The sequence below is a fragment of the Micromonospora sp. CA-246542 genome (genome assembly GCF_050942905.1).
Taxonomy (GTDB): Bacteria; Actinomycetota; Actinomycetes; order Mycobacteriales; family Micromonosporaceae; genus Micromonospora.
Genome location: NZ_CP192040.1, coordinates 5,766,350 through 5,793,071, shown reverse-complemented (window position 1 = coordinate 5,793,071; position 26,722 = coordinate 5,766,350). Strand labels below are relative to the sequence as shown.

The following is a 26,722-nucleotide window of genomic DNA, read 5'->3' as shown; positions in this document are numbered from 1 at the left end:
CGTCCGTCCTTCTTCAGGCCCGGCTCAGCCGGGATAGTCACCGGGCCGGGCGCCCGGATTGGCGTTCAACCATGACAGGTAGTCGTTGTACGCGGCCAGCGCCGCGTCGGGCGTCGCGTCGACCGGCGCCCTGGTCACCCGCACCGGTCGGCGTACCGCCGGTCGGGAGTCCGCGCTCGCGGCCGGGGCCGGGGCCAGCTCGTCGGCCGGAGCGCCGGGGGACACCGTGCCGCCCTGCGCGGCACGCCGGGCCAGCCGAACCTCGCGCCACCAGACGTACACCACGAAGCCGGCGAAGATCGGCCACTCGACGGCGTACCCCCAGCTGAGGTTGTTGCCGGCGGTCGCCCGGCTGATCTGCCACCAGCCCAGCCCGAGGAAGCTCCCGACCAGCACGACCATGGCCACGTGACGTGCGATCCACGCCGGGGTCCAGAGCCACCTCATGGCGTCGAGGGTACCGGGGACGGCGGCGCTCTCCGACACGGCGTCGTAGTTGGCGCGCGGAGGCGATGGTTTGGTGTCACCCCGGGTGGGCATCCGTCTAGGCGCCAGCCCAAACGAGACCAGGGGGGCGATGATGACCGGATCGGTACGCGAGGACGGGTTTGCGTCCAACGGCGGTACGGAGATGAGCCCGGAGCAGCGGGTGCCCGAGTGGGACGGCGACCACTTCGCCGACCCGGGGGGCGCCGAACTCGACGGCGACGCGGTCGGCGTCGGATTTGACGGCGACGAGGTCGGCGTCGACCCGACGGAGCTGACCGACGACGATCTGATCCGCGAGATGCACAGCCTGCACCGCACCCGGCTGGACACGCTGCGGCACGCGGCGGATTCCGCGCTCGCGAACCATCTGCGGCGTACGGCGGAGCTGGAGACCGAGTACCTCGCCCGCCACCCCGGCCGGGAGGTCGACCCGAGCCGTCTGCGGGACGCCTGATGGCGGCGCGAGCCGTGCGCGGCATGTCCGCGCCGCCCGAGGTGGTCTTCAACACGGCCACCGACCCGGCCCGAGCCTCGGCCTGGTTACCCGCGCCACTGCGGTCCGACGGAAGCCCTCCGGCCGAGGTCAGCGGGGAGGAGCTGCGGGCCCGCTGGGGCGACGCCGACTGGGCAGCCGAGATCCGGGTGGATCCGGCCGACGCCGGCGGCGCGCGGATCCAGCTCGACCTGACCGACGGCTCGGGTGCCGACCCCGATCAGTTGGCCGACGAGGCGCTGACCAACCTCGCCCGCGAGGTCGCCGACAACCTCCAGGCCGGTTGAGACACGCCGACCGTTCGGAACTCTCACACCACGACGACATGGAAGGAGACCGGTGACCGACACTGGCCTGCGACAGAGGGTGGCGCGGCTGCGCCGGGCGTACGCGCCGCACGAGCATCGACCGCTCGGCGGTTACCTGGCGGCGATGGGCACCTACGCGGGCGTCACCGGAGCGCTCGCCGGCCTGGTCAAGGTGACCGGGCGGACGGTGCCGGAGCGCCCCGCCGTCGCCGATGTGGTGCTCCTCTCCATCGCCACGCACAAGCTCAGCCGGCTGCTGTCCAAGGACGCGGTGACCAGCCCGTTGCGGGCCCCGTTCACCCGGTACGACCGGCCGATCGGCAGCGGCGAGGTGATGGAGCAGGTCCGCGACTCGGGCAGCTCCACCCGGCACGCCATCGGCGAGTTGCTGAGCTGCCCGTTCTGCCTGGCGGTCTGGGTGGCGACGGGGCTCACCGGGGGGCTGGTGCTCGCCCCCCGGCTGACACGCCTGGTGGCGACCGCGCTCACCGCCGTGGCAGCCTCCGACTTCCTCCAGATGGCGTACGCCTCGGCCCAGCAGGCCGCCGAGGGCGGACACGACGACGACTGACGAGCAGACGCGACAGGAGGGGGCCGGCATCTGCCGGCCCCCTCCTGTCGTACGCGTCAACGCTGCATACCGGACCAGCCGTGCGGCGACTCCGGCTCACGTTCGTCCTCGTCCGCGCCCGTGATGATGTCCCGGTCCACCGCCGTGCGGTCGTGCTCGTTGGCGAAGTCCGGCTCGGGCGTGGTGTCCCGGCCCTCCGGTGGCTGGCCCAGCGCCGGGACCTTCTCGTCGTGGTCCTCGTGGTGCGTCATGGTGTGTCGTCCCTTCGCGTCGCTGGGCTCGCTGGCTGCGCTCGTTCCGCTCACGCGACGCTGCCGCCCAGCAGGTCGCTGGCCTCGTCCACCGCGTACTCGCCCTCGGGCAACGCGTCGATGCGGGCGAGCAGGTCCGGCGGGAGTTCGGCGGCGACGGCCCGGCGGTAGATCTCCGCCTGTTGGATGCGCTCCTGACCCCGGTAGATGTCGTCGAGCAGGTCGTCGAGAGCGCGGGTGTCCGGCTCGTCGGCCACGGATGCGTCGTCGGTCACGTTGGTCAGCTACCCGGGCCGGAATCGGTCAAACGTCACGCCCGCGGCCCGGCAGGCGCGAGCACGCGAGAGGCGCGAGCAGCGGACCTGGGACAGCACAGACAGCGCCGCCCCCGGCCTCGTGAGCCGGGGGCGGCGCTGGTGTCGGTGTGTAGGTCGCCTCTCGGCGAGTGGCGCGACGCGGCTCCAGCCGAACGGTATTCCGCGAGGGCTATTTAGGTGAGGCCCGGGGACACTGAGCACACCGACACCTCAGTTAACCAGGCACCGCCCGGTCGTGTTCCGTGCTCCGTAGTGCCGGCCGTCACACCTCCAGGGCGTGTCTCAAAGCCCCTGCTCGACCGAGGACTTTGACACACGCCCTACGCGTGGGTGGGCAGGGTGGCCCGGCGGGCGCGTACGGCGGTGGCCAGGGCGGCGAGCACCTCGGCGGTGTCGTCCCAGCCGAGGCAGGCGTCTGTCACCGAGCGGCCGTACACCAGCTCGCGGGTGGGGTCGAGGTCCTGCCGGCCGGGCAGGAGGAACGACTCCAGCATCACGCCGGTGATCCCGCGCTGGCCGGCGGCCAGCTGGGCGGCCACGTCGGCGGCGACCAGTGGCTGGTTGCGGTGGTCCTTGCCGCTGTTGGCGTGGCTGGCGTCGATCACCAGGCGCTCGGGCAGCCCGGCGGCGCGGAGCAGGTCGAGCGCCCCCGCCACCGACGCCGCGTCGTAGTTCGGCCGACCGCCGCCGCCGCGCAGCACCAGGTGACCGTCGGTGTTCCCCCGCGTGTGCATGATCGCTGGGGTGCCCGAGAAGTCGATGCCCGGGAACACGTGCGGGACTCCTGCGGCGCGGATCGCGTCCACGGCCGTGCCGATGCTGCCGTCGGGGCGGTTCTTCATGCCGATCGGCATGGACAGGCCGGAGGCGAGCTGCCGGTGCACCTGGCTCTCCACGGTGCGGGCGCCGATCGCGCCCCAGCCCACCGTGTCGGCGATGTACTGCGGGGTGATCGGGTCGAGGAACTCGCAACCCACCGGCAGGCCGAGCCGGAGGACGTCGAGCAGCAGCGCCCGGGCCCGGCGCAGGCCGGTGTTGACGTCCCCGCTGCCGTCCAGCCCGGGGTCGTTGATCAGGCCCTTCCAACCGACCGTCGAGCGGGGTTTCTCGAAGTAGACCCGCATGACGATGAGCAGGTCGTCGGCGAGCCGGTCGGCGGCGGCGCGCAGACGCTCGGCGTACTCCAGCGCGGCCGCCGGGTCGTGCACCGAGCACGGGCCGACGACCACCAGCAGGCGGTCGTCCTCGCGGTCGAGCACCCGGCTCACCGCGCGGCGGTCGTTCAACACAGCCGCGGCGAGCGGGGTGTCCAGGGGCAACTCGTGGTGCAGTAGGGCGGGTGTGGTCAGCGGCACGACGCGGTCGATCCGCTGGTCGCTGACCCGATCGGTCTCCGGGGTCGTCACGGTGGGCATCCTTTCGCCGACCGTGCCCGGGGCCGGTGCCCGGGACGAGCCGGCTGCTCGTACGCAGAGGGGCGGGAACGACAGCTCCTGCCCGGCCGGCTCGGTCCGTGGTGACGTCAGATCATGGTGAAGTCACCGGCGTGCCAGCCGGCTGCCTAAACCATGGATACGTCCTCATCACCGGGCCAGCCTACCCGACCCGGCCGGGCTCGCCGGTCCCTCGTCCCAGGATGCGGAGTGGACACCGCGTGCGAAGGGCGGGCCCGGGGTAACAGGGGTGCCATGACTGACGAGCAGAGCGATCAGGAGCGGGCGGAGTCCCGCGCCCACCACCTCCTTCCCGAGGAGGTCGCCGCGGGCAGTGACGATCCGCAGGCGCAGGCGGAGGCCATCCTCGCCGATTCGGACCTGCGCGAGGCGGATCAGAACGCGGCCCCCGACACGGTGCTGGAACGGCGTACCTCGGATCAGACCGTGGTGGCCGTCGAGCCGCCGGACTGAACCGTCGCACCGCGGGCCCGGCGTGACCCCCGGTAGGTCTGCTCGCGCAGCCAGGTGAGCGGACCCGCCGCCCGCAGGCCGGCCGGCAGGTTGCGCACCGGGTCGAACGCGAGCGCGGCGTCCTGACGGGCGTCCAGCGGGACGCCGATGCCGACCTGGCCGAACGGCCGCCACGGCCCCACGGCGGACGCGACCGCGAGCACCAGGCGCGGCGCGTCCGTCTGGGCCGCCGCCGTGACGGCGGACAGGGTGCGACCGAGGTCGACCGCCTCCGGGTCGTCCAACGCGGCCAACCAGAGTCGGCGGCGGCCCGCGCGATAGCCCATGATCGTGCTGTACGTCCCGGAGAAGCCCCGGCGGGGCAGCGGCAGGTTCCGCAGCACCGGGGCGGCGCCGCTGGAGCTGACCAGCAGGTCGAACGGGCGTCCCTGGCCGCAGTGCACGCGCAGTGCCAGGCCCAGCACGTCCGGCCACCCGCCCGGCGTGGGCGTCCCCCGGGACAGGCGGACCGTGCCCGCGTACTCACCGGGGTCGTCCAGGAGGCCGACCCCGACGGGCGGTCCGGGCGTACCCCAGATCGTCACCACGGCGGAGAACGACGCGCCCGACGGATGCAGCAACCGGCCGCGGCGCAGGCGGCCGAGCGCGGCGCTCGCGCGTTCGACGGCGCGGGCGGCTGGTCCGGCGGTGGGTGGGGTCATACCCCTGCGGTACCCCGAGCGGCGGACTCGATGCGGGCGGGCGGGTCGGCTCGCCGACGCACCGCGCGTCACCTTTCCGTCCGCGAGATCGGATAGCGTCGTGCCATGCCCGACAGTGGTTACCCCTGGCCCATCGAGACGTCCCGACTGGACAACGGCCTGCGTGTGGTGGTGAGCGAGGATCGGACCGCGCCCGCGGTGGCCGTGAACCTCTGGTACGACGTCGGATCCCGGCACGAGCCGGCCGGGCAGACCGGCTTCGCCCATCTCTTCGAACACCTCATGTTCGAGGGCTCGGTGAACGTGGCGAAGACCGAACACATGAAGCTGATCCAGGGCTCCGGCGGCTCGCTGAACGCGACCACCAACCCGGACCGGACGAACTACTTCGAGACGATCCCGGCGGAACACCTGGAGTTGGCGCTCTGGCTGGAGGCCGACCGGATGGGCGGGCTCGTCCCGGCGCTCACCCAGGAGACGCTCGACAACCAGCGCGAGGTGGTCAAGAACGAGCGCCGGCAGCGCTACGAGAACGTCCCGTACGGGGACGCCTGGCTGCGGCTGCTGCCCCTGCTCTACCCGCCTGGGCACCCGTACCACCACTCGACGATCGGTTCCATGGCCGACCTGAACGCCGCCGACCTCGCGACCTTCCAGGCGTTCCACGAGATGTACTACGCGCCGAACAACGCGGTGCTCACCGTCGTCGGCGACGCCACGGCCGCCGAGGTGTTCGCGCTGGCCGACAAGTATTTCGGCGCGTTGCCCGCCCGCGACGACATCCCGGCCGCCCCGGACGGCCGCAGCGTCCCCGCCACCGGGCAGCCCGCGGTGGAGACGGTGACCGCCGACGTGCCCGCGCCGCGCGTCTACGTCGCGCACCGCGGCCACCCGTTCGGCACCCCCGGGTACGACGTGCTCACCGTCCTCGCCACGGTTCTCGGCAGCGGTCGGGGCAGTCGGCTCTACCAGCGGCTCGCCGACGGCGAGCGGATCGCCCAACCCGACCTGGTCGGCGCGTACGGGGTGGACCTCGCGCACGCGCCCGCGCCGCTGATCGCCACCGCCACGGCGCGGCCCGGGGTGAGCGCCGAACGGCTGACCGAAGGGCTCGCCGAGGTCGTCGACGAGCTGGCCACCGTGCCGGTCACCGCCGCCGAACTGGACCGGGCCAAGGCGCTGCTGAGCACCGCGTGGTGGCGGCAGATGTCGACGGTGGACGGCCGCGCGGACACGCTCGGCCGGTACGCCACCCAGTTCGGTGACCCGGCCCGGGCCGCCGACCGGCTGCCCGCCTGGCTCGCCGTGACCGCCGAGCAGATCGCCGAGACGGCCGCCGAGGTGCTCGGCGCCGCCGACCGGGTGACCCTGACCTACGTGCCCGAGGAGACCGCATGACGCTGATCGCCGACCGTCCCGGCCCGGGTGCCGCTCGCCCGTACCGGTTCCCGCCGGTGGTCCGCCGCGCGGTAGGCGGCGGGCAGGTGGTCGCCGCGCACCTGCCCGGGCAGAACCTCGCCGTCGCGCTGCTGCTGCTCGACGCCGGTGCCGGCCGCGAGCTGACCGGCAAGGAGGGCCTGGGCGGTGTCCTCGCCAAGGCCATGGAGGAGGGCACCGCGCAGCGGGACGCCACCGCGTACGCGCTGGCCATCGAGGCGTTGGGCACCGAACTGGTGACCGGGCTGGACTGGGACTCGTTCCAGGTCAGCGTGCAGGTCCCGGTGGACCGGTTGACCGCCGCCGTGGAACTGCTCGCCGAGGCCGTCCGGACGCCCCGACTCGACCCGACCGACGTGCGGCGGGTCCGCGACGACGAGGCGAACGCGCTGCGCATGGACTGGGCCAACCCCGGTCCGCGCGCCGACGCCGCGCTGCGCGCCGACCTGTTCGGCGCCGACACGCGGTGGGGACGACCGATGTACGGCGACCCGGACTCGGTGGCCGCCCTGGACGTGGAGGACATCACCGTCTTCCACTCCGAGTGGTTCCTGCGGCCCGGCACCCTGGTCGTCGCCGGTGACCTGGACCGGATCGACCTGGACGCTCTGGCGGCCGCGGCGTTCGCCGGCACCGGAGGCGGTCCGGCCGAGCTCGGCGGTCCGGTCGAGGTGCCGCTGCGCGCCGGCCGGCGGATCATCCTGGTGGACCGGCCGGGCTCGGTGCAGTCCACGCTGCGGCTGGGCCACCCGGCGCCGCACCGGGCGCACCCCGACCACGTGCCGATGACCCTCGCCGGCACGGTCCTCGGCGGGGCGTTCACCTCCCGGCTCAACCACCTGATCCGCGAGGTGCGCGGCTACACGTACGGCATCCGGGGCGAGTTCGCCTCGTCCCGCCGGTTCGGCCGGTTCGCGGTCAGCTCGGGCGTGCAGACCGCGGTCACCACGCCGGCCCTGGTCGAGGCGGTGGGTGAGATCGCCCGTACGCAGGCGGAGGGTGTGACCGAGGACGAGCTGGCGGTGGCCCGCTCCTGGCGGGCCGGGCAGCTCTCGGTCGAGTTGCAGAGCCCTCGGGCGATCGCGTCCGCCCTGACCACGCTCGTGGTGCACGACCTGCCGGACGACTACCACGCCCGGCTGCGCGAGGAACTGCTCAACGCCGACGTGGAGCGGGTCTCCGCCGCCGCGGCCCAACACCTCCACACCGACGCGCTGACCCTGGTGGTAGAGGGCGACGCGGCAGTGATCCGAGAAGACCTGGAGTCCGCAGCCCTGGGAGACCTACACCTGCTGTAGGCGCGTTGATCAAGAGGTTTGCGTCAGATTGCACGCGCTTCTTGACGCAAACCTCTTGATCAACCTTGCGGGCACGGTCCGGTGTGAGGTGGGACCCGGGAGGTGGGAAAGGGGTCCCGGTTTCGGGGGTGGGGTGGGTAGCCTCCGGGGCATGAGGATCGGCATTGTGGGGGCCACCGGCCAGGTCGGTGGCGTGATGCGGCAGGTGCTGGCGGAGCGGGAGTTCCCGGCGGAGCAGGTGCGGTTGTTCGCCTCGGCGCGGTCCGCGGGGCGTACGTTGCCGTGGCGCGACGAGGAGGTGACCGTCGAGGACGCCGCGACGGCGGACTACTCCGGGCTGGACATCGTGCTCTTCTCGGCCGGTAAGGGCACGGCCAGGGAGTTGGCTCCCCGGGTCGCCGAGGCCGGCGCCGTGGTGATCGACAACTCGTCGGCGTTCCGGATGGACCCGCTGGTGCCACTGGTGGTCGCCGAGGTCAACCCACACGCCGCGGCCGACCGCCCGAAGGGGATCATCGCGAACCCCAACTGCACGACGATGGCCGCGATGCCGGTGCTGCGCCCGCTGCACGCCGAGGCTGGACTGATCGGTCTGGTCATCTCGACGTACCAGGCGGTCTCCGGCGCCGGGCTGGCCGGCGTCGCCGAACTGGACGAGCAGGTCCGCAAGGTCGCCGAGCACGCCGCCGGGCTCGCCTTCGACGGGTCGGCCGTCGAGTTCCCCGCGCCGCGCTCGTTCGCCGAGCCGATCGCCTTCAACGTGCTGCCGCTGGCCGGCTCGATCGTCGACGACGGTTCGTTCGAGACCGACGAGGAGCAGAAGCTCCGCAACGAGAGCCGCAAGATCCTGGAGATCCCCGACCTCAAGGTGTCCGGCACCTGCGTCCGGGTGCCGGTCTTCACCGGCCACTCGCTGCAGATCAACGCCCGCTTCGCGCGGCCGATCACGCCGCAGCGGGCCCACGAGCTGCTGGCCGACGCGCCCGGCGTCGCGCTTACCGCCGTGCCGACGCCGTTGCAGGCCGCCGGGCAGGACCCGACCTACGTGGGTCGCATCCGCGCCGACGAGACCGTCGAGTACGGGCTGGCGCTGTTCTGCTCCAACGACAACCTGCGCAAGGGCGCGGCGCTCAACGCCGTACAGCTCGCCGAGCTGGTCGCCGCCGAACGGCGCTGAGGATCACCGTCCCCTGCGGGCCCGGCCGGTCACGGTCCGGGCCCGCAGTCGGTGGTGGGCGCCGGCACGTCTGGAGCGGGAGCGCGCCGGTCGTGTTTGGATGGACGAAGCCGACCACGCCACCTGGAGGAAGCTGTGCCGGAGGACCCCAATCAGCAGGCGTTGACCGACCTCGTCGCCGGTCGTTCGATGGGCGTGCTCGCCACCATCAAACGTGACGGGCGACCGCAACTGTCCACGGTGGTCTACTCGTTCGATCCCGCTGCCGGCCTGATCCGGGTGTCCGTCACCGACGGCCGGGCCAAGACCGCCAACCTCCGTCGGGACCCGCGCGCCAGCTTCCACGTCAGCAGCGAGGACGGCTGGGCGTACGCGGTAGTCGAGGGGCGTGCCGAGCTGACCGCCACGGCGGCCGACGTCGAGGACGCCACGGTCGAGGAACTGGTCGGGCTCTACCGGTCGTTGCGCGGCGAGCACCCGGACTGGGCCGAATACCGCAGCGCCATGGTCGCCGAGCAGCGGCTGGTGCTGCGCCTGCACGTGGAGCGGATGTACGGGATACCGCCCCGCTCCTGAGGGATCGCCGGCGGCTGCCGGCTCAGCCCGGCTCGACCACGGTCACCCCGGGCCAGCGTTGCGCGGGCCGGTGGCGGGCCAGCCGCTGTCGGGACACCGTGACGTCCACCCGGGCCGGGTTGTGCCGCCACACCCCGCCGAGCAGGTCCGCGAGGCCGTACGGGGCACAGATCTCCAGGTCACCGTCCGCTGCCAGGCGCACGGCCACGGCGGTGGCGTACTCCGGCCAGGTGGCCACCGCCTCGGCGACGCTCCGGTACGGCGCGATCGGGTCCCCGCCGAACTTCGAGGCGTACCAGGTGTGTACCGCTGCCTGGTTGCGCGCCTGCCACGGCGGGGCCGACCAGGCGGCGACCAGACGGTCGGTGGCCCGCTGGTCGTCCTCGCGGGACAACCTCGCCGGGTCGAAGAAGACCACGTCCACGTCGCGAACGGTCGTCGGGTCGAACCCGTCGCCGTACCGCTCGCCCCAGACGAGGTCGCGCAGGGCGCCCGCGCCGATCCAGGCGTCGGGCAGGCCGGAGTCGCGGACCACGGTCAGCGCCCGGGTCAGCCAGGCGTTGCCGCCGATCAGCTCCCGCAGTTCACGCTCACCCGTCAGCACCTCGTCCACGGTAGGCGGCGTCGCCGGGGCACGCTGCCCCACGGCGCGGGCACGGGCCGCGGTCGGCATCCTGGGGTACGCGCTGCTGCCGATGTTCTGCACCCTGACCAGCCGTGGCCGGTACGAACTGCGCCGCCTGCGCCGGCCGGACGGATAGCCGGCCGACCGATGGTGTTACCCCCTGCGGGGCGGCGGGTAGACGGGCCGTGCCGACACCGAGAGGGGAGCACCATGACAACGGTCGGAGAGTTCATGACGACCCGGTTGGTGACGATGGACGGCAACGACACGCTGATCGCCGCCGCGCAGGAGATGCGCGACAGCGCCATTGGTGACGTGGTGGTGACCGATGGCGACAGTGTCGTCGGTATCGTCACAGACCGGGACATCACGGTCCGGGGTGTCGCGGAGAACATGGACCCGGGCTCGACCCGGCTGAACCAGATCACCAGCCGCGATGTGATCACGGTGAGCCAGTACGACGACGCGGTGTCCGCCGCTGACCTGATGCGTACCTACGCCGTACGCCGGCTGCCGGTGGTCGACGAGGGCCGCCTGATCGGCCTGGTCTCGATGGGCGACCTCGCGGTCGAGCGTGAGCCGCAGTCGGTGCTGGCCGACATCAGCGCTGACGAGCCGAACAACTGACGCAGGCAGCACAGGAGCGCCGGCCCTCCCATCCCGGAAGGGCCGGCGCCCCCCTGCCCTCCGCCCCCACCCGCCCATGCCCTGCCCTCAGCCCGCCCCCAGCCCGCCCTCGGTCCGCCCTCGGTCCGCCTCGGTCCGCCTCGGTCCGCCTCGGTCCGCCTCGGTCCGGTGATCAAGAGGTTCGCGTCACGACACGCCGAGAACGGTGACGCGAACCTCTTGATCACCGGGGCGGAGGGGCAGAGGGGGTGGGAGGGCGGGGGCGGGAGGGGCGGTCACCCTATTTGGGCGAGGTTGGGGTCCTGGGGTCGGGGGACCCGTGCGGGGACGTGCATCGCGGGACGCGTGGCGCGTCGGGTGTGATCGCCGGGGCCCGGCCGACTGGAAGGAGTGGACCCGATGGTGGACGCGACCACGAGGTTCTTCGAGGAGCTGGACCGGCGGGGGTACGAGCCTCTGCTGGCGAAGACCTCCGGGACACTGCGGATCGACCTGCACGAGGGGGCGCAGACCCGGCACTGGCTGCTGAAGATCGACCGTGGGCGGCTCAACGTGAGCCAGGAGGACAGCGAGGCCGACACGGTGATCGGTGCCAGCCCGATGCTGTTCGACGAGATAGCGGCCGGCCGTGAGCACGGCCTGGCGGCGCTGTTGCGCGGGGACATGACGGTGTCGGGGGACGCCCGGCTGGTGGTGCAGGTGGAGCGGATCTTCCCCGGGTCGCCGGACGCCCGTGGGCCGCGTCGCCGATTCGCTGGGGAGGTGCGGTGATGGGGCAGAGCAACACGATCCGGATCCTGGACGGCAGCACGTTCGTCGTCTGCGAGGACACCGGTGACATCGAGGCGACGCCGAGCGAACCGACCGGGCTCTTCTCCCTCGACACCCGGTTCCTGTCGACGTGGGTGCTGAGCGTCAACGGAGAACGCCTCAACTCGCTCTCGTACGACGACCTGCAGTACTTCGAGTCCCGGTTCTTCCTCGTGCCGGGGATGGCCACCCACTACGTGGACGCGAAGTTGTCGATCATCCGCGAGCGCGCGGTCGGCGGCAGCTTCTGTGAACAGCTCACCATCCTCAACCACGACGAGAAGGCGGTCGATCTGGAGATACGGATGGACGCCGCGGCCGACTTCGCGGACCTGTTCCAGGTCAAGGACGAGATCCTGAACAAGAAGGGCGAGATCTATACCGAGGTCGAGGCCGACAAGCTGCGCCTGGGCTACCGCCGGGGCAACTTCCGGCGCGAAACGATCATTTCCTCGTCGATGTCGCCGCGCTACGACAACCGGGGTTTCACGTACACCATCCGCCTGGAACCGAATGAGCAGTGGGAGGCGCAGATCGACGTGCAGACGCGCGCGGTCGGCCCAGGGGACCGGGACCTGCGGATGGGTCTGCGCGTGCACGGCGGCGAGCGGCTGGCCCTGCAACACGACCTGGAGCAGTGGATCGCGGACGCGCCGAAGGTCAACAGTCAGTACGGACGGGTCGCCAGCACGTACCGACGCAGTCTGATCGACCTCGCGGCGCTGCGCTTCTCGCCGCTGTCGCTCGGGGGCGCCACCCTGCCCGCGGCCGGTCTGCCCTGGTTCATGACCATGTTCGGCCGGGACAGCATCCTCACCTGCCTCCAGACGCTGCCGTTCACGCCGCAGTTGTCGAAGACGACGCTGCGCATCCTCGCGTCCCTGCAGGGCAGTCGGTTCGACGACTTCCGGGACGAGGACCCGGGGCGGATCCTGCACGAGATGCGGTACGGCGAGACCGCCGCCTTCGAGGAGCAGCCGCACTCGCCGTACTACGGATCGGTGGACGCGACTCCGCTGTTCCTCGTGCTGCTCGACGAGTACGAGCGGTGGAGCGGGGACGTGGCGCTGGTCAAGGAGTTGGAGCAGGAGTCCCGGGCCGCGCTCAAGTGGATCGACAGTTACGCCGACCTGGTCGGCAACGGCTACATCTGGTACGAGCGCCGCAACACCGAGACCGGCCTGGAGAACCAGTGCTGGAAGGACTCCTGGGATTCGATCTCCTACTCCGACGGCACCCTGCCGCCGTTTCCCCGGGCCACCTGCGAGGTGCAGGGGTACGCGTACGACGCGAAGGTCCGCGCGGCGCGGATGGCCCGCCTGTTCTGGGACGACCCGGAGTTCGCCGACCAGTTGGAGCGGGAGGCGGCGGAGCTGAAGGAGCGGTTCAACCGGGACTGGTGGGTGGACGACGGCGAGTACTACGCGCTGGCCCTGGACCCGGACGGTCGCCAGTGCGACATTCTCAGCTCCAACATCGGTCACCTGCTGTGGAGCGGGATCGTCGATCCGGCGCGGGCCGAGAAGCTGGCGGCGCACCTGGTCGGGCCGCGACTGTTCTCCGGCTGGGGGGTGCGCACGCTCGCCGAGGGGGAGGCCCGGTACAACCCCATCGGTTACCACAACGGCACGATCTGGCCGTTCGACAACTCGTTCATCGCCTGGGGCCTGCGTCGCTACGGGTTCGCCGAGGAGGCCGCCACCATCGCCAACGGCATCCTCGACGCGGCCACCTACTTCGACGGGCGGCTACCGGAGGCGTTCGGCGGCTACCCGCGGGAGCTGACCAAGTTCCCGGTCGAGTACCCCACGGCGTGCAGCCCGCAGGCCTGGTCGACGGGTACGCCGCTGCTGCTGTTGCGCACCATGCTCGGTCTCGAACCGCACGACGGGCACCTGGCGGTCGAGCCGCGTCTCCCGGTCGGGATGGGCCGGATCGAGGTCCTGGACATTCCGGGCCGTTGGGGGCGGGTGGACGCCTTCGCCCGAGGTCGGCTCGATCTGCACAGCCTCGCCGACTGAGCCGCGCGCGAGGCGCACCGGCGGCGGCGCGCCACCCGCGTCGCCGCCGGGCCGCCACCCAGGCGATGCCCAGCCGGGCACGGTAGATTCTGCGGATGCCGGAGCTCGTGTACCCGCCCGTTATCGCCGCTGCCAAGACGTTGTTCCGGGTCCTCGACCTGAAGATCACCATCGAGGGCGCCCACCACGTGCCTCGCACGGGCGGGGCGGTGCTGGCCAGCAACCACGTCAGCTACCTCGACTTCATCTTCGCCGGGTTGGGCGCGAACGCCTCGGGTCGGCTCGTCCGGTTCATGGCCAAGCAGTCGGTGTTCGCGCACCGGATCTCCGGCCCGCTGATGCGCGGCATGCGCCACATCCCGGTGGACCGGCAGGCCGGCGCGGCCTCGTTCCGTACGGCCGTTGACGCGCTCAAGCGCGGGGAGGTGGTGGGCGTCTTCCCCGAGGCCACCATCAGCCGGTCGTTCACCGTCAAGGAACTCAAGAGCGGCACCGTCCGGATGGCGCGTTCGGCGAAGGTGCCGGTCCTGCCGGTCGCGCTGTGGGGCACCCAGCGACTCTGGACCAAGGGCCGTCCCCGCACCCTCACCCGCCGGCACACGCCCATCACGATCCTCATCGGCGAGCCGATCCTGCCGGCGGACTTTCCGGACCCGAACGTGCTGGCCGCCGAGTTGACCACCCGGCTGAGCGCGCTCGTGGAGCGGGCCCAGCGCGAGTACCCGGACGCGCCGGCCGGCCCGGAGGACACCTGGTGGCTGCCGGCTCACCTCGGTGGGAGCGCGCCGACGCCGCAGGAGGCTGCCGCGCTGGACGCCGAAGGGGAGGAACGCGCCCCCAGCGTCTGAGGACGCCCGGAATGGCGCGGCCGTGCCCGGCTACGCCACCGCTGACGGCCGTGCACGCCGCCGGTGACCGCCGGACGCAGCCCGCGACATCCGGGTACGCCGGCGGCGGCCGGTGTTCGCGTCAGTGACGCCCGGACGTGCCGTCGGCGAAGCCGTCCCACGAGCTGGGTTCCGGCCCCGAGCGGTAGTAGTCGTCGCGGGAGCGGAACTCCACCGGCAGCGAGCCGGGCAGGGTGATCCGGGTGTCCCCGGCGAGCAGCGCGGGGCCGGCCCGCAGTAGCAGGACGTCGCGCTCCTGGGCGGAGAGGTCCACCAGTTGCGGGCGGGTGAGGCGGAACATGGCCACCGCCCGGCGGACCTGCTGGGCCAGCGCGACGACCTCGCCCGGTGACCCACCCAGGGCCAGCGCCGGCTGCTGGATCGTCCGCAACGCGTCGCAGACGATCATCAGTTGCGGCGGCTCGGCGGGCAGCTCCAGCCGGGACGGCCACTGCCAGCGGATCTGGCCGGTCATCAGGCCGGTCACGCGGCCGGTGGGCCGGGGCCGGGGCGTGTCGTCGGCGACCAGCGAGAGCTGCGAACCGGTGCCGACCCAGCAGATCCGCTGGTCGGTAACGGTCACCGAGACCGGTCCGGGGAGCTGCCAGGCGCATCGTGTCTCCGTCGGCCCGAGCAGGTAGCCCGCCACGAGCAGCCGGTGCCGCCCGAGCACCTTCTCGCCCGGCAGTGGGCGCATGTCGTACCGCCGGTCGAGGGTGGGGCCGGCGTCGTCGTCCGGCGCGTCGAACCGGTGCGGGCCGATGAAGAAGGGGGACGCGTCGGCCTGCATCGTCACGACCTCCCGGTGAACTGGCTGTGCGTTGAGCTTCGCCGATTCGTCGGCCACTGTCATGACGCCCGTTAGGGGGTCGGCCGGTCGTGCGTCGCCTGTGACCGGTAGATGCCGATCTCCTCCGGGCGGACGAGGCCGTCCTCGATCGCACGGGCGAGCAGCGCCGCCTTTGTGGCTGCCGGCCGCCCCGCGCGGGTGTACTTGATCCGCGCGCGGTCGACGTACTGCTTCACGGTGTGCTCGCTGATCTGCATGCGACGCGCCACCGACGCCTTGGACATCGACTGGAACCAGAGCAGCAGGGCCTCGCGCTCCTTGTCGGACAGTGCCGGTCGGTCCGGTCTCGGGTCGCCGACCATCGCGCCGGCCAGCGCCGGAGGCACGTACGGGCGGTCACTCGCCGCGGCCAGCACGGTCGCCACGCAGTGTTCGCGGCCCTCGTGCTTGGCTAGGAACGCCACGGCCCCGGCGTCCAGCGCGGCGAGCATGGTCTCCGGGTCGGTGTGCTCCGAGTAGACCACCACCCGCCGCCCGGTGGCGCTCAACTCGGCCAGCTTGTCCAGCGCCATCCGGCCGTGCAGCCGCAGATCGAGCAGGACGACGTCGGCGTCCGGCGCGGCGCGCAGCACCTCGTCCGGGTCGTCCCCGGTGGCCAGCACGGTCAGTCGCGGTTCGCTGGCGAGCCAGGCGCGTACCCCGTCGACGACCACCGGATGGTCGTCCACGATCGCCACCCCGACCGGCCGGTCACCGGTCACCCCGACCACCGGGTCTGCGCCCATCTGATGTCCCCGTCCCGTTCGTAAAGGTGCCGCACCGGCCCGTCCTGGTGTTCGGTGGGCGGGCCGGTCGCGTCCGGCCCCTCCCGATCCGGCGTGACGAGGCTGACCACCACCTCGTCCGGGCCGGACACCACGGTCAGGCGGGCCCACCCCCCGGCGTCGGCGAGCAGGCTGGTGAGCGGGTCGGCCAGCCGGCGACGGACCTCCACCGGCAGCGGCGGCGGGTTGCCGATGGCGACCAGGTCGATCGGCAGCCCGTTGCGTTCGGCCAGGTCAACGGCGGCCCGCAGCTCGTGCAGGAGCGGGTCGGGCACGTCGTCGGATTCGGCGATCAGGCGGCGCAGCCGGGCCGCGGCCAGTACACACCGGCGCTGCACCTCCGGGTCGGCCGGGTCCGCCTCCCCGTCGGCCAGCTCGCCGAGCACCCGCCCGGCCGCAGCGCCCACCAGGGCGAGCCGGTCACGGCGTTCCTGCCGGCCCTGCTCGGCGGCGGCCCGCTCGGCGGCGATCGTGTGCATCGCCGCGGCTGCGGCGGCCCGGTCCCGGGCCAGGCCGACGATCACCGCGCTGCCGGCGAAGACCGCCACCGGCAGCGTGAAGGTGCCGTAGACGTACATGGTGTAGCGGGCCAGGTCGGCCGCGCTCGGCGCGTACGCGAGGACGGCGGCGAGCGCGATCGTCGCGTGGGTGGTCAGCAGCGCGACGAGACCGCCGACCCGCCGCCCCCACATGGCGAGCACGAAGAACCAGCCGAGCGTGCCCCACACCCAGTTGGCGGCGGTGAACAGGTGTCGTTCGCCGACCGCCGCGAAGACCGCCGCGTCGACGGCGACCAGCAGCCCGGCGAGCGGCCACGGCGGCAGTGGCGTGCCGCGCAGCAGCCGGACGCCGGCCACCGCTCCGGCCACGGCGACCAGCACCCAGCCGCCGAGCACGACGGTCGGTGCGGAGAACTGCGCGCGGGTCGCCAGCACGGCGGGCAGTCCGATCGCGACGTGCCAGGCCAGCGCGATGGCGACGGCGACGATCCGGGCGCCCCGGTCGGAGGCCTGGGCCACGGCGGCGGGCGCGGCGAGCACCGACTGCTCGGGCCCGTCGACCGGGCCGGGTCGAGGCACCGGTAGGGAACGAATGCCGGCGCGGTCCGCCGTCGCGCCGAGGTCAGCCGCCACCGGGCCACTCCAGTCGAATCCGGGTGCCGGCGCCGGGCGCGGAACACACCTCGGCCCGCCCGCCGACCGCCGCCATCCGCCCCTGGATCGACTCGCGCAGACCGTACCGGTGCGCGGGGACGGTGGCCGGGTCGAAGCCGGGGCCGTCGTCGACCACCTCGGCCACGACGGCGACCGCGTGGCGGCTCAGCCGCAGTGTGGTCCGCGCGCCCGGGGCGTGCCGGACCACGTTGGACAGCGCCGCGTAGGCACTCTCGGTGATCGCGTCGGCCACCCCGGCGGGCACCGCGCAGGCGGTCAGCTCCAGGCTCACCGGCAGCTCGGGCAACCGGTCGGGGACCGTGCGCAGCCGCTCGTCGAGTGGCACCGGGCCGTCGCCGGGCGTCGGGCCGCGGTCGGTCAACGCGACGAGGGTACGCAGGTCGGCGGCGCACCGCTCGCGGAACATGGCCGACGGGCCGGGAACCGCGCCCAGCCCCACCATGGTCAGGGTGCCGAGCACCGTGTCGTGCAGGTCCCGGTTCTGCTGGCGCTCGGCCTGCCGGGCGGTCCGGGCGACCAGCGCCTCCCGGGTCAGCCGCTGGTGCTCGGCGAACGCGTGGTCGGCCCGGCCGATCCGGCGGCGCATGACCCCCGTCATCATCGCGGTGCAGGCCGTCTGCACGAGCAGCGTGGCGGCGTGTGCCCGGGCCTCGGTGACGTCGCCGGCCGCCTGCGCGCCCGCCACGTAGGCGGCGGTGACCAGCAGCCCGGCCGGGATCGACCAGCGGGCCCTAGCGGTGGCCTGCGCGTTGATCACCGTGGTGCTGGCGAGCACCGCGATCCAACTGCCCTCGCCGGGCAACACCTCGGGCGCCACCAGGTGGGGAATGAGCAGGCAGGCCACCGCGGTGATCGCGACGTCACCGGCGACCAGCGCCGGCGTGATCCCGTGGCGCAGCGCGCGGACCGCGTACCAGAGCGACCACCCGGTCAGCGCGGCCACGCCGGGCAGCAGCAGGGCCGCGTCCACCGGTGGGGTACGCACCGACAACGCCACAGCGGCGCCGACCAGCCCGCACGTCAGCCGCAGCAGGGCCGGCAGGGTGGTGAAGATGAAACTGAACGCCCCGCCGGCGGGATTGTCCAGGGTGGGCGGTGGCACGGTCGGGGCGGCAGTCGCCGGCATCGGGAGGTGTCCTTCCGACAACGACCCGGTCCCGGGTCCGCACGGCGGAGATCGACATCGGAGAATAGCATGGCGGATGCCGAGCGTTCACCCATCGTGCGCGTGGTGTCGCCTTGTCGTCACTCTGCGCTGCGGGGCTGGATCAGGTCCCAGCGGTTGCCGTACAGGTCGACGAAGACCGCCACCGACCCGTACGCCTCGTGTCGCGGCTCCTCCAGGAACCGCACGCCGGCCCCGACCATGCGGGCGTGAGCTGCGGCGAAGTCCTCGGTGTGCAGGAACAGGCCGACCCGGCCGCCGGTCTGATCGCCCACCCGCGCCCGCTGCTCGGCGTCGCTCGCGCGGGCCAGCAGCAGGGCCGTTTCACGTGCGCCGGGAGGGCGCACCACCACCCAGCGTGCGCCGTCCGGGCGAGGCGTGTCCTCCACCAACTCGAAGCCGAGCCCGCCGACGTAGAAGTCGATCGCCTCGTCGTACTCGTTCACCAGCAGCGCGACCAGTCCCAGATGTGCCATCCGGCCATTCTGCCGACGGGCGCTCCGGCCCCGGCGGGCAGCGTCGCCCATGGTCGGCGGCGTCACGCTGGAACCGCGCCGGGTTCCCACTCGTCTGATCCGACGGCAGAGAGGTGGTGAGCGGGATGCGCTCAGGCGGAACGACTCTGGTCGCGGCGCTGCTCGGCATGGGGCTGTGCGGCCTGGTGCTGGCCGGCTGCGCGGGCCCGGCCGACACCGGGGGCCCGGGCACCACGTCGAAGGATCCCGGCCCGGCCGAGATCGTCGAGAAGTGGACCTCGTGCGCCAAGATCGCGCCGCAGGCGGGCGCCGTGCTGCCCGTACCCCCGGGGGCGGGCGGGTCGGCGACGCCGGCCGGGGTCGAGCCGCGGGCCGGGCGGATCGACGGGAATTTCGTCCCGTCCACCGCCGTGCTCTGCGGCCGTGACGTCGTGCCGAAGGCCGGTGGTGGCCGCGAGCAGGTGGCCACCGAACGCCGCGCCGACGACATCGGCCCGCTCGTCGCCGCGCTGGGCCTGGCCGACCAGGAACGGGGTCGGGGGGAGGTCGCCTGCACCGCCGACATGCTCGTCCCACCCTGGCTGGCGCTGCTCGACGACCGGGGTCGGTGGCTGCGGCCGTACCTGCCGACGGATGCCTGTGGCAAGCCTCGCCCGGAGGTCCGCGCGGCGCTGGACGGGCTGCGGCTGACCACTGTCGACAGCCGTACCGTCGGGCAGGTCGAATCCTCGGAGGCCGAGGCCGCCGGGTGCGCGCAGCGCTGGTCGGACATGGTGTGGGTCGAGGCCACCCTCGGCCGTCCCGGCCGCGTCGCGCCGGGCGCCGGCCCGAAGGCCGGACCGCTGCGCCTCTGCGTCTACCAGGTGCCACCGTCCGAGCGTGGCAGCGGCAAACCGGGGGGTGACTTCGTGTACGGCCGGCCGCTGCCACCGCAGCGACAGGCGGACGTGCTGCGGGCGCTGGCCAGCACCCCACCGGCGGCTGAATGCGCCACCCCGGCGTCCCGCTTCGCGGTGCTCCAGGGCGTCGACGGGAGCGGCCCCGAGTGGTACGTCGAACTCGACGCCTGCCGGCGCTTCCTGGTCGTGGCACCGCCCGGCGGGTCGCAGCTCGGGCAGGGCGACGCCGCGCTGGCGGCGCTGCTGGGACCGAGCTGACCCGGCTCAGCGGATCGGCAGCGCCTTCACGCCGCCGCCGGCGATCGATCGCTTGACGTTGGTGCCGCCGGACCAGTAGTAGCAGCGCACGCCACGGTCGCCGCGCTCCCACAGCAGGCGGTTCGGGAAGCGGTACGAGGTGCCGGTGCGGTAGATCAGATCGCCGTCCACCGGCACCTTCGCGTAGCGGGCGATGACCTTCCGGCAGGCCGCGTGGATGGAGTCCTCGTCCCGGGTCGCGTCCGCCCAGGAGCGATCCGGCGCCATCCAGGTGCCGGCGTACTCGAACTGATGTCCGGCGGTGCAGGCGACCGGCCGCAGCATCTGCCACTTGTCCTCGTTCATGCACCCGTAGTGCAGCGGGGAGCGGCTGGCCAGGGCGTTGCGCAGCGATCCGCCCCGCTGGATCGCCGCATCGCTCTCGCCGTTCGGGCCGTTGACCTCGTCCAGCTCGAAGATGTCGCACCGGTACCAGCGCGCGCCACCCGACCAGGCGGCCGGCGACGCTGGCGCGACCTGCACCGACAGGCGGGCATCGCGCCAGTCGCCGCCCACGAACTGCTTCGCACGCTTGTCACAGTCGGCGAAGGTCGACCGCATCGTCGCCGATTCCGTCTTGGGCGGAGCGGTACGGGTAGCCAGAGCGCCGGTGAAGGTGCCGACGTGGAAGGTCTCCACCTTGTGCGTCTTCGCGCAGTCGACGGGGGAGTAGCTGCTCAGGTACGACGTGGCCTCGTCGATGAGGTGGCACTCGTCGGCCTTCGGGACGAACTGCTGCGCCGCCGCCATCGGTTGCCAGTCGTCGAACAGGTCACCGTCCGTGCCGGCCGGCGTGCCGCAGCCCGCCAGCGCCAGCGTGAGGAACGCAGCCGTGAGCGCCGTCCAGCCGTACCGTCGCATGTGTTTCTCCCCGTGCCCCCGTGTCGAACGCGGGCAGCATATGGCACCGCCGCGACGGACCGGCACCGACTTCCGGTGCGGCCTGGTTGGCCTTACCGCCAGGTGTCGGGGCGGACCAGGTCGCCGGTCGGCCGGTACCCGCCGAGGATCACCAGGCCGTCCGCCTCGGTGTAGCCGTTTCCCCAGCCCTTGCGGAACGCCTCGACGAAGCAGGGTTCGACGGTCATCTCCAGGACGTCGCTGCCCTGGCGACGAGCCCGGTAGGGACCCGCGACGAGGTCGGCGGACCTGACCTGCTGGCCCGGAGCGGGTTGCGCCCGCACCGTCAGCCAGCGGCCGGCGTCATCGCCGACGACGAGCGAACCCTCGACGAAGGCGCCCTTCTCGGACCGGCCGAGGGTGACCGAGCATTCGAGCAGCCGTGCGCCGGCCGGCAGCGCCTCCAGGCGGAACGGCACCACGCAGCGGCGGGCACCGTCGAACCGCACCCGGCCCGCCGTGCCGATGGCCTCGTCGCTGGTGGCCGCGTACGTGTCCAGCTGCGCCCAGAGCCCGTCGGCGGGCTGCCAGCGGACGACCCACAGCTTCTGGTCGCCGGACGGATCGAACCAGGCGACCCCTGGCCGGTCGCCGACCCGCACGTCGGTCCGGGGCTGCGGCCGGCCGGACGAGGACAGGGTCTGCGGCAACGCGTCCAGCGCCGCGACGCTGCGCGCCAGCGCGAAACGCGCCGCGCCGTCCGGGCCCCGGAACTCGACGCTCTCGGAGCCGCGCCCCGCCCGCCACGTCGCGTATTCGGCACCATCGACCAGCGCGTCCGCCGAGAAGTGCACGGTGGTGGGGTCGGCGCCGACGGCCAGCCCGTTCTGCACGGTTGCCTCCGGCAGCAGGAGCGTTGTGGCTGGCGGCATCGGGTCATCGGCGCTGGGGATGGTCAGGCCCACCGCGGCGAGGGCCACACACGCCGCCGCCGCGCTCGCGGCGAGCAGCCCACGACGACGTCGCCGCAGACGACGACCGTCCTGGCGGGCGTGTTCGACGATGGGCGTCGGGTCGATGTCACCACCGGCGCGATGCGCGAGCGTGGCGGCGAGCCGCCGATCGAGGTCGCTGACCATCAGAGGTCTCCTGCCCGTGCGGGGGTTGGTGCTTCCTGCCGTCTGCGCAGCGTCGTCAGGGCGCGCTTCGCGTGGGTGCGTACCGTGCCGGTCGAGCAGGCGAGGATCCCGGCGATCGCCGTGTCGTCGAGATCCTCGTAGTAGCGCAGGACGATCACGGTGCGCTGACGCGCCGGCAGGTCGGACACGAGCCGCCACAGCGCGTCGCGCTCGGCGACGCCGGCGGCCTCGTCCACGTCACCCGCCCGATCGAGTACGGCGGCGACGGTGACCTCCCGGCTGCTACGACGACGCCACCACGAGTGGTGGGCGTTGACCAGCATGCGCCGGACGTAGGCATCCGGCTGATCCGTCCGCGAGATTCGCCCCCAGCGGGCGTACGCCCGGGCCAGGACATCCTGAACCAGGTCCTCGGCCCGATGCTCGTCGCCGGTCAGCAGCCGCGCGAGCCGCACCAGCGCCGAAGTGCGGGCGAACGCGTATTCCTCGAACGTCACGCCCTATTAACGCCGGCGGCCGGGCCGCCCGTAGACACCCGTTCCGACTACTTGTCGCTGACGTAGGTCCCGCGCTGCGGCACGGTCATGACCAGTCCGCGCTCGCGTAGCAGGCGCACTGCCGCCCGGACCGTTCCGCGGGCGACGCCGTACTCCTGCTGAAGCGTGGACTCGCTGGGGATCGGCCGCCGGGGTGGCAGCTCGCCGGCCTCGATCCGTTTGGCGATCACGTCTGCGAGCTGCACGTACATCGGCGTCGGAGACAGCGGATCGAGTCAGCGATTCGGACGACGACCGCGACGGCTTTGCCTTCCTGTGCGATCTCGATCCCGTCTTCACGCTGCGCTTCGAGGACGAGAGCAATGTCGCGGTCAGCGTTCATCCCTCGGATGACCATCGTCGGTTCATGCTCACCGAATACACCGGGCCGGTACGTCGCTCGGTCGAGCATCACGTCGACCTGAGCCCACACCGCTCCTGACCCCGACAGAGGTGGCACCTCAGTTTCTTGTCTCGTACCTGGTCAGGAGCACGCCGCCGGGGAACGTCCGGGTCTCCACCAGGCTCAGGTTCACCCACTTGTCGAGGGCGGTGAAGAACGGTTTGCCGCCGCCGATCAGGACCGGGTGGGTGACCAGCACGTACTCGTCGATCAGCCCCTCCCGCATCGCCGCCGCCGCGAGGGTGGCGCCGGCGATGTCCAGCGGACCGGCGTCCCCGTCCTTGAGCCGGGTGATCTCGGCGACCGCGTCGCCGGTGTGCAGGCGGGCGTTCCAGTCGACCGTGTCGATCGTCGAGGAGAAGACCACTTTCGGCATGTCCCGCCAGCGGCCGGAGAACTCGATCGTCGCCGGTGTTGCACCCGGCTGCTGGTCGGCGGTCGGCCAGTGGGAACTCATCGCCTCCCACAGCCTGCGCCCGTACAGCGCCGTGCCGGTCGCCGCCACCCGGTCGGACCAGAACTGGAACAGCTCGTCGCTCGGCACACCCCATCCGAGGTCGTCACCGGGCGCGGCGACGTAGCCGTCCAGGCTCACGCTCATACCGAAGGTCAGTTTCCGCATCGTGCCAGTCTTCCGTAAGCCGCTATCGACCTACCGACCAGCACATCGAGCGAGATTCGTCGGTGCGGCCGCGCCGGGGTCGATTCGCCATGACGCCCGGGGCCAGCCGGGGAAAACCACCGCCCCACCGCCCGCACCTGCTTATTCTCATCCGGTAGGCACCGAATCCGGAGGATCCTCGCTTCCTGCCACGGGTGGGAAAGACACCTGAAAAGGTACGAAAGACGTGGTGGCTAGATCGCGCGGTCTGCCACGCCGTCCTGGCGCTCCGATCCGGATCCCCGTCACGCCCGACGGCACCGCTTCCTCACCACGACGGGGGCACGATGACCAGCCACCCCATCGCACAACGCGCACACCAAGGCCGCTTCCGGTCCCGGGTCGCGCTGGTGCTTCTGCTGGCCGGGCTGCTGAACGCCGCCCCGCCGGCGTGGGGTGCCGACGGTGGTCCGACCGGCACCGTCGAGGTGGCCTCCGACGGGGACGTGGTCGGCTCTCCCACACCCCTGCGCAACGTCCCCTCGGTCATCGCCGACGTGGCCGACGGCGAACTCATCGTCTACCGCATGCCCGGCATTCAGGGAAACCAGATCAACGCCACCGCGATGCTGTTCCTGCCCACGCAGGCACCCCCGGCCGGCGGTTGGCCACTCGTGGTCTGGGGGCACGGCACCGTCGGGTGGGCCCCGGAGTGCGCACCCAGCGTGCAACTCCAGGAGCACGGCAAGTGGGCCGACGGACCGAACGCCGCCCTGTTGGCGGCCATCCTGAAAATGAACATCGCCGTGGTCGCCCCGGACTACGAAGGACTCGGTCCGGTGGCCGAAGGCGTTCCGGAGGGGCACGGCTACTACAACCTGGCCAGCGAGGGAAACTCGATGGTCTACGCGGCGGTGGCCGCGCAGCGACTCCTCGGCGACCGGCTGTCGGGTCAATGGGCGCCGGCCGGATGGTCGGAAGGGGGCTTCGCCGCCCTGGCCGCGGCGTACTACTCCGACCGGGCCGCGATGGCGGATCCCGCCCTGGAGTACCGCGGCACCATCACCCTCGCTCCCGTACCGGACGTGCCCGCCATGAACCGGGTGCTGTGGAACGACATCGAGCAGGCCGCGCGTTCCGGACTGCCACCGACAGAACACCAGATCGAACAGCTCGTCTTCGCCAACGCGGAAACCATCTACTTCACCAGGACCGAACGCTACGCGGGCTACGACATCGACCCGACCGCCATCTACGGCCCGAACATGCTGAGGTTCTACCGCGAGAACTGGCGTACCTGCCTGGACGACCTCAACCGCCTGGTCAAGCAGGACATCCAGAACTACCTGGCCGCGTCCCCGGCGAACCGGCTCACCACCTATCCCGGCATCCGTGGCGACACACCGAACTCGTTGCCGGAGAACAGGCGGTTCTACGCGGAGAACCAGGGCAGGTTGGAGAACGCGACGCTGCCGGGCTCGATCCTCTGGCTGTACGGGACCGACGACATCACCAGCCCCGCCACGGTCACCTGGAACGTCGTCAACAAGATGCTGATCAACGACAACGACGTCAACCTCGCCGTCCTCGAAGGGGCGGGCCACTACGACGTCTCCACCGCCGGTCTACCGCTGATCCAGGCCCGGCTCAAGCAGCTCTTCACGATCACGTAGGGCCGTCCGATGCATCTTCAGGCAAGCCGCTGGACTGTGGTGATGAGGGTGCGTCCGGCAGGATTCGAACCTGCGGCGCCGTAATGAGAAGAACATCGCGGATGGTGGCGGCGGGATGCGAGAGAGGCGGCAATGACCGAGGACGACGACCGCCCGCTGAAGCGGGTCGACAGCCTGGACGACCTGGTCACCTGGCTGCGATGGATAGCTGATGATGTCGCTCGCGATCCAGACGCGGTCGAGAACATGACCACAGACCGCTACCTGGAGGCGTGCGCGGCGTACCTCCAGGACCGGAGCCGCGTGCAGAAACGTGCCGGCCAACCTCTCCCGGCGCAACCGACCTGGCAACTCCTCGCGGACGCCCTGCGTGCCGGCTGCTTCTACGAGTAGGCGCTAGGCCTTTCGCCGCAGACGATCGGAGTCGTCAGAGCTGCTGGACGATCTGGATCGGGTTGCCGTCCGGGTCGGCCGTCCAGGCGATCAGCAGGCGGTCGAGCCACCGGTGCGGTGCGGCCAGGGCGGGGGCCCCGTTGGTCGTGAGCGCCGCGTACGCGCCGGCGGTGTCGTCGGTCCAGAGGATCACCGCCGCCCGCTGACCCTGCGGCACAGGATCGAGTCCGTGGTCCTCGCGCGTGGAGGCCACCGAGGCGATACCGATCTTGTAACCGTCGAGCGTCAGGTCGATGTGGATCGGCTCGCCCTCGGTCGGCACCCGGAAGGTCTCGGCGAAGCCGAGACCTTTATAGAACTCGGCGGCGCGAGGGACGTCCTCGCTGAAGAGAATCACCTGAGGGGTTCGGAACATCGACACGCGGCGACGCTATCAGCGGACCCGCTGCGCGTCCGTCACGCTCGGCACGAGCAGCGCGGCGGCATCCAGGATGCCGAGGTGGGTCGCCGTGATCCTGAGCAGTCAGCGGAGCATCACGCGACCGCGCCCGTGTCGGGTTGGCCGGTGAATGAGTACGTCACCCCGGTCAGCCGCCGGCTCAGGTTTCGTGAGCGGCCGCGGGCCGTAGGTGTTCCCCCTGCGGGTCGTAGCAGACGAGCCCATGATCGGCCGCTAGTTGCGCTGCTGCGGATGAGACTTCGTCGGCCCGGTTGAAGGGGATCGTGAAGTAGACCATCGGGCCGGACGCCTCGTCGACGAGTCCGTTCGACAGGGGGTAGAGCCCGGCGTCGTGGCCGTAGAGGTCGGGCCAGCGTTCCGCGACGGCGTCGACGTAGGCGCGGATCCGGGGCGTCGGCGGCAGCTCCTCGTACTCGAAGTACTGCTGGTACAGCGCTTCGTACAGCTCGCCGGCCGCATCGTCGTCGGGCTTGTCGCCCTCCCACACCGCCAGGTCGTAACTCATGCGGGGAAGTATGCCGGGCGCCGGGGGCTCGTTCCGCCCTCTTGGAGCGGT

The 26,722-nt window shown here is 72.2% G+C and carries 33 protein-coding genes; 15 read left to right on the top strand and 18 right to left on the bottom strand.

What is annotated here, in order from left to right:
• Positions 1-24: 24 nt before the first annotated feature.
• On the bottom strand, positions 25-447 hold the full coding sequence (locus ACQP0N_RS26840) for a hypothetical protein (RefSeq protein WP_433115026.1): 423 nt from the start codon (positions 445-447) through the stop codon (positions 25-27).
• Positions 448-577: 130 nt separating this feature from the next.
• On the opposite strand from ACQP0N_RS26840, the gene ACQP0N_RS26835 reads away from it, so the two are divergent.
• Genes ACQP0N_RS26835 through ACQP0N_RS26825 form a run of 3 tightly spaced genes read left to right on the top strand, consistent with a single transcriptional unit; the run spans position 578 to position 1,861 of the window.
• Positions 578-943, top strand: coding sequence for a DUF6158 family protein (locus ACQP0N_RS26835; RefSeq protein WP_355052226.1), 366 nt, complete (start codon positions 578-580; stop codon positions 941-943).
• Positions 943-1,269 (top strand): hypothetical protein, encoded by a 327-nt coding sequence (locus tag ACQP0N_RS26830; protein ID WP_433115024.1) that lies wholly within the window; start codon positions 943-945, stop codon positions 1,267-1,269. The genes ACQP0N_RS26835 and ACQP0N_RS26830 overlap by 1 nt, the downstream gene beginning before the upstream one ends.
• A 52-nt stretch (positions 1,270-1,321) precedes the next feature.
• A complete protein-coding gene (locus ACQP0N_RS26825) occupies positions 1,322-1,861 on the top strand; it encodes a DUF1360 domain-containing protein (protein WP_355052228.1) in 540 nt (179 codons plus the stop codon).
• 56 nt (positions 1,862-1,917) lie between these two features.
• Here the strand turns inward: ACQP0N_RS26825 and ACQP0N_RS26820 are convergent, their stop codons facing one another.
• From ACQP0N_RS26820 to ACQP0N_RS26810, 3 genes are all read right to left on the bottom strand, one after another.
• Entirely contained in the window at positions 1,918-2,112 is a 195-nt protein-coding gene (locus tag ACQP0N_RS26820) for a hypothetical protein (protein WP_355052229.1), read from the bottom strand.
• A 50-nt stretch (positions 2,113-2,162) separates the two neighbouring features.
• Positions 2,163-2,396: a hypothetical protein gene (locus tag ACQP0N_RS26815; RefSeq protein ID WP_396804307.1), complete on the bottom strand. Its 234-nt coding sequence runs from the start codon at positions 2,394-2,396 to the stop codon at positions 2,163-2,165.
• A gap of 353 nt (positions 2,397-2,749) precedes the next feature.
• Entirely contained in the window at positions 2,750-3,844 is a 1,095-nt protein-coding gene (locus ACQP0N_RS26810) for a 3-deoxy-7-phosphoheptulonate synthase (RefSeq protein ID WP_355052231.1), read from the bottom strand.
• A gap of 273 nt (positions 3,845-4,117) precedes the next feature.
• On the opposite strand from ACQP0N_RS26810, the gene ACQP0N_RS26805 reads away from it, so the two are divergent.
• Positions 4,118-4,336 (top strand): hypothetical protein, encoded by a 219-nt coding sequence (locus tag ACQP0N_RS26805; RefSeq protein WP_433115022.1) that lies wholly within the window; start codon positions 4,118-4,120, stop codon positions 4,334-4,336.
• Here the strand turns inward: ACQP0N_RS26805 and ACQP0N_RS26800 are convergent.
• Positions 4,303-5,037 (bottom strand): phosphodiesterase, encoded by a 735-nt coding sequence (locus tag ACQP0N_RS26800; protein WP_433115020.1) that lies wholly within the window; start codon positions 5,035-5,037, stop codon positions 4,303-4,305. The genes ACQP0N_RS26805 and ACQP0N_RS26800 overlap by 34 nt on opposite strands.
• Positions 5,038-5,142: 105 nt before the next feature.
• Here ACQP0N_RS26800 and ACQP0N_RS26795 point away from each other — a divergent pair, with 105 nt between their 5' ends.
• The 4 genes from ACQP0N_RS26795 to ACQP0N_RS26780 all read left to right on the top strand — a co-directional run bounded on the left by ACQP0N_RS26795 (position 5,143) and on the right by ACQP0N_RS26780 (position 9,525).
• Positions 5,143-6,435: a M16 family metallopeptidase gene (locus ACQP0N_RS26795; RefSeq protein WP_433115018.1), complete on the top strand. Its 1,293-nt coding sequence runs from the start codon at positions 5,143-5,145 to the stop codon at positions 6,433-6,435.
• Complete coding sequence (locus ACQP0N_RS26790; RefSeq protein WP_433115016.1) at positions 6,432-7,772, top strand: M16 family metallopeptidase; 1,341 nt, start codon at positions 6,432-6,434, stop codon at positions 7,770-7,772. Before ACQP0N_RS26795 ends, ACQP0N_RS26790 begins: the two co-directional genes overlap by 4 nt.
• A gap of 151 nt (positions 7,773-7,923) precedes the next feature.
• The gene (locus ACQP0N_RS26785) at positions 7,924-8,949 is read left to right on the top strand and encodes an aspartate-semialdehyde dehydrogenase (RefSeq protein WP_433115014.1); all 1,026 of its coding nucleotides are present in this window, start codon (positions 7,924-7,926) and stop codon (positions 8,947-8,949) included.
• Positions 8,950-9,138: 189 nt separating this feature from the next.
• The gene (locus tag ACQP0N_RS26780; protein ID WP_433121839.1) at positions 9,139-9,525 is read left to right on the top strand and encodes a PPOX class F420-dependent oxidoreductase; all 387 of its coding nucleotides are present in this window, start codon (positions 9,139-9,141) and stop codon (positions 9,523-9,525) included.
• Between the two features lie 22 nt (positions 9,526-9,547).
• On the opposite strand, the gene ACQP0N_RS26775 is transcribed toward ACQP0N_RS26780, so the two are convergent.
• Positions 9,548-10,231: a nucleotidyltransferase family protein gene (locus ACQP0N_RS26775; protein WP_433115012.1), complete on the bottom strand. Its 684-nt coding sequence runs from the start codon at positions 10,229-10,231 to the stop codon at positions 9,548-9,550.
• A gap of 129 nt (positions 10,232-10,360) precedes the next feature.
• Between ACQP0N_RS26775 and ACQP0N_RS26770 the strand changes: the two genes are divergently transcribed.
• From ACQP0N_RS26770 to ACQP0N_RS26755, 4 genes are all read left to right on the top strand, one after another.
• A complete protein-coding gene (locus ACQP0N_RS26770; protein WP_355052239.1) occupies positions 10,361-10,777 on the top strand; it encodes a CBS domain-containing protein in 417 nt (138 codons plus the stop codon).
• 399 nt (positions 10,778-11,176) lie between these two features.
• Entirely contained in the window at positions 11,177-11,548 is a 372-nt protein-coding gene (locus ACQP0N_RS26765) for an SCP2 sterol-binding domain-containing protein (RefSeq protein ID WP_355052240.1), read from the top strand.
• On the top strand, positions 11,548-13,608 hold the full coding sequence (locus ACQP0N_RS26760) for an amylo-alpha-1,6-glucosidase (RefSeq protein WP_355052241.1): 2,061 nt from the start codon (positions 11,548-11,550) through the stop codon (positions 13,606-13,608). The genes ACQP0N_RS26765 and ACQP0N_RS26760 overlap by 1 nt, the downstream gene beginning before the upstream one ends.
• Positions 13,609-13,703: 95 nt before the next feature.
• On the top strand, positions 13,704-14,456 hold the full coding sequence (locus tag ACQP0N_RS26755; protein ID WP_433115009.1) for a lysophospholipid acyltransferase family protein: 753 nt from the start codon (positions 13,704-13,706) through the stop codon (positions 14,454-14,456).
• Between the two features lie 121 nt (positions 14,457-14,577).
• Here the strand turns inward: ACQP0N_RS26755 and ACQP0N_RS26750 are convergent, their stop codons facing one another.
• The 5 genes from ACQP0N_RS26750 to ACQP0N_RS26730 form a co-directional block, all read right to left on the bottom strand.
• On the bottom strand, positions 14,578-15,285 hold the full coding sequence (locus ACQP0N_RS26750) for a hypothetical protein (protein ID WP_433115007.1): 708 nt from the start codon (positions 15,283-15,285) through the stop codon (positions 14,578-14,580).
• A 71-nt stretch (positions 15,286-15,356) separates the two neighbouring features.
• Positions 15,357-16,070 (bottom strand): response regulator transcription factor, encoded by a 714-nt coding sequence (locus tag ACQP0N_RS26745; protein WP_355052244.1) that lies wholly within the window; start codon positions 16,068-16,070, stop codon positions 15,357-15,359.
• Positions 16,043-17,242: a hypothetical protein gene (locus ACQP0N_RS26740; protein WP_433115005.1), complete on the bottom strand. Its 1,200-nt coding sequence runs from the start codon at positions 17,240-17,242 to the stop codon at positions 16,043-16,045. The genes ACQP0N_RS26745 and ACQP0N_RS26740 overlap by 28 nt, the downstream gene beginning before the upstream one ends.
• Entirely contained in the window at positions 17,232-18,410 is a 1,179-nt protein-coding gene (locus ACQP0N_RS26735; RefSeq protein ID WP_433115003.1) for a sensor histidine kinase, read from the bottom strand. Before ACQP0N_RS26735 ends, ACQP0N_RS26740 begins: the two co-directional genes overlap by 11 nt.
• Before the next feature lie 119 nt (positions 18,411-18,529).
• Positions 18,530-18,925, bottom strand: coding sequence for a VOC family protein (locus ACQP0N_RS26730; RefSeq protein WP_433115001.1), 396 nt, complete (start codon positions 18,923-18,925; stop codon positions 18,530-18,532).
• 125 nt (positions 18,926-19,050) lie between these two features.
• On the opposite strand from ACQP0N_RS26730, the gene ACQP0N_RS26725 reads away from it, so the two are divergent.
• Positions 19,051-20,082, top strand: coding sequence for a hypothetical protein (locus tag ACQP0N_RS26725; protein ID WP_433114999.1), 1,032 nt, complete (start codon positions 19,051-19,053; stop codon positions 20,080-20,082).
• A 6-nt stretch (positions 20,083-20,088) separates the two neighbouring features.
• Here ACQP0N_RS26725 and ACQP0N_RS26720 read toward each other — a convergent pair whose 3' ends face one another.
• The 5 genes from ACQP0N_RS26720 to ACQP0N_RS26700 all read right to left on the bottom strand — a co-directional run bounded on the left by ACQP0N_RS26720 (position 20,089) and on the right by ACQP0N_RS26700 (position 23,661).
• Positions 20,089-20,982 carry a septum formation family protein gene (locus ACQP0N_RS26720; RefSeq protein WP_433114997.1) on the bottom strand — a complete coding sequence of 298 codons (894 nt, stop codon included), beginning with the start codon at positions 20,980-20,982 and terminating at the stop codon, positions 20,089-20,091.
• Positions 20,983-21,074: 92 nt separating this feature from the next.
• Positions 21,075-22,100 carry a hypothetical protein gene (locus ACQP0N_RS26715; RefSeq protein WP_433114996.1) on the bottom strand — a complete coding sequence of 342 codons (1,026 nt, stop codon included), beginning with the start codon at positions 22,098-22,100 and terminating at the stop codon, positions 21,075-21,077.
• Positions 22,100-22,597 carry a SigE family RNA polymerase sigma factor gene (locus ACQP0N_RS26710; RefSeq protein WP_433114994.1) on the bottom strand — a complete coding sequence of 166 codons (498 nt, stop codon included), beginning with the start codon at positions 22,595-22,597 and terminating at the stop codon, positions 22,100-22,102. Before ACQP0N_RS26710 ends, ACQP0N_RS26715 begins: the two co-directional genes overlap by 1 nt.
• A 47-nt stretch (positions 22,598-22,644) precedes the next feature.
• Entirely contained in the window at positions 22,645-22,848 is a 204-nt protein-coding gene (locus tag ACQP0N_RS26705) for a GntR family transcriptional regulator (RefSeq protein WP_433114992.1), read from the bottom strand.
• A 249-nt stretch (positions 22,849-23,097) separates the two neighbouring features.
• Positions 23,098-23,661, bottom strand: a complete 564-nt coding sequence (locus ACQP0N_RS26700; RefSeq protein ID WP_433114991.1) for a dihydrofolate reductase family protein — start codon at positions 23,659-23,661, stop codon at positions 23,098-23,100.
• A 326-nt stretch (positions 23,662-23,987) separates the two neighbouring features.
• On the opposite strand from ACQP0N_RS26700, the gene ACQP0N_RS26695 reads away from it, so the two are divergent.
• Both ACQP0N_RS26695 and ACQP0N_RS26690 read left to right on the top strand, forming a co-directional pair.
• Entirely contained in the window at positions 23,988-25,313 is a 1,326-nt protein-coding gene (locus ACQP0N_RS26695; RefSeq protein WP_433114989.1) for an alpha/beta hydrolase family protein, read from the top strand.
• Between the two features lie 132 nt (positions 25,314-25,445).
• Positions 25,446-25,706 (top strand): DUF7660 family protein, encoded by a 261-nt coding sequence (locus tag ACQP0N_RS26690; RefSeq protein WP_433114987.1) that lies wholly within the window; start codon positions 25,446-25,448, stop codon positions 25,704-25,706.
• Positions 25,707-25,740: 34 nt separating this feature from the next.
• Here ACQP0N_RS26690 and ACQP0N_RS26685 read toward each other — a convergent pair whose 3' ends face one another.
• Both ACQP0N_RS26685 and ACQP0N_RS26680 read right to left on the bottom strand, forming a co-directional pair.
• On the bottom strand, positions 25,741-26,121 hold the full coding sequence (locus tag ACQP0N_RS26685) for a VOC family protein (RefSeq protein WP_433121837.1): 381 nt from the start codon (positions 26,119-26,121) through the stop codon (positions 25,741-25,743).
• Between the two features lie 184 nt (positions 26,122-26,305).
• Complete coding sequence (locus ACQP0N_RS26680; protein ID WP_433114985.1) at positions 26,306-26,671, bottom strand: hypothetical protein; 366 nt, start codon at positions 26,669-26,671, stop codon at positions 26,306-26,308.
• Positions 26,672-26,722 lie beyond the last annotated feature (51 nt).